Origin of the sequence: Methylobacterium sp. V23 (assembly GCF_002917135.1) — a bacterium.
Lineage (GTDB): Bacteria > Pseudomonadota > Alphaproteobacteria > Rhizobiales > Beijerinckiaceae > Methylobacterium.
Genome location: NZ_PDHT01000120.1, coordinates 1 through 1,266 on the forward strand (window position 1 = coordinate 1; position 1,266 = coordinate 1,266).

At 64.5% G+C, this 1,266-nt stretch carries 1 protein-coding gene; it reads right to left on the reverse strand.

What is annotated here, in order from left to right; all coding sequences use genetic code 11:
* Positions 1-58: 58 nt before the first annotated feature.
* On the reverse strand, positions 59-1,266 hold a 1,208-nt coding region (locus tag CRT23_RS27545), incomplete at its 5' end, for a family 16 glycosylhydrolase (RefSeq protein ID WP_245436659.1).

The following is a 1,266-nucleotide window of genomic DNA, read 5'->3' on the forward strand; positions in this document are numbered from 1 at the left end:
CGGAAAGCCAAAACAGATCTGCCATCGCCGCCTCCATGCTGCAAACGGCGGCTCTGAATCACAAAACGATAACGCTCGCAACGCCTTGGTTCGGTTCACACCCTAGGAGAGCTAAATCCGTCGAGAGGTCGGAAGCCGGGGAGATAGTTGAGGAGAGAATCAGGGAAGCAGGCTCAATCAGGCGTGGGATTTCCATATCGGTGGAGATAGGAACGGGCGTGGTGAGCACGACGCTGTGTTCGGAAAGCTGCCCGAGCTTGACGTTCTGCAGGGTGATGGTCTCGCTGCCGAGGCTGAGCACGAGGTTGCCCGCCTTGCTCATCGCCGCATGCGCCTGCACCTCCGCGAAGCTGGTCAGCCCAAGGCCGCTCAGGTCGAGCTTGTCCGTGCCAAGCTCGAAGTCCGAGATGAAGGTGGTGCCGCTGTCGCCGCTCCTGAACGCGAAGGTGTCGGCACCGTCCGCCCCCATCAGCGTGTCGTTGCCCGATCCGCCCCAGAGCACGTCGTTGCCGATGCCGCCGCTGAGCTTGTCGTGGCCGGCGCCACCGCTGAGCGTGTCGTTGCCAGCTCCGCCCGTCAGCACGTCGTTGCCTGACCCACCCGTGATCGCATTGTCGAAGCTGTTGCCCGTGCCCGCAAACGCACCCGTGCCGGTGTAGACCAGGTTCTCCAGGTTGCCGCCGAGTGCGTAGCTGGCCAAGCTGGTGCGCACCGTGTCGGTGCCCGCGTTGGCGAACTCCACGATGGTGTTGCCGGTGTCGTCGATGACGTAGGTGTCATCGCCGTGCCCGCCCTCGAGCGTGTCCGCACCCGCTCCACCATCCAGCGTGTCGTTGCCCAAGCCTCCCAGCAGACGGTCGTTGCCGGCCCCGCCGCTCAGGCTGTCGTTGCCTCCTGCGCCCGTGAGCGTGTCGTTACCGTCGCCGCCCGCGAGGATGTCCGCGCCATCGCCGCCCGACAAGGTGTCGTTGGCCGAGGTCCCAGTCTTGGTGACAGAGCTGAAAGCCGAGGCATCCTGGTAGACGCGGATGTAATCGATCTTGAACTCGGCCGGCCAGGTGTTGCTGGCGCTGACGGGGCTGCCGAAGCTGGAGCCAACCGACATATCGGCGAGGATGTACATCGGGGCTTTGGCTCCCTCAGGCGTGACCATCGAGCCGGTCGCAACACCGTCAAGGTAGAAGGTGATGAAGTCCGGCTGCCAGTCAACGCCGTAGGTGTGGTAGCCCTGCGACTGGTCCGTGGCCACCGTGGCCCGCACCGTCT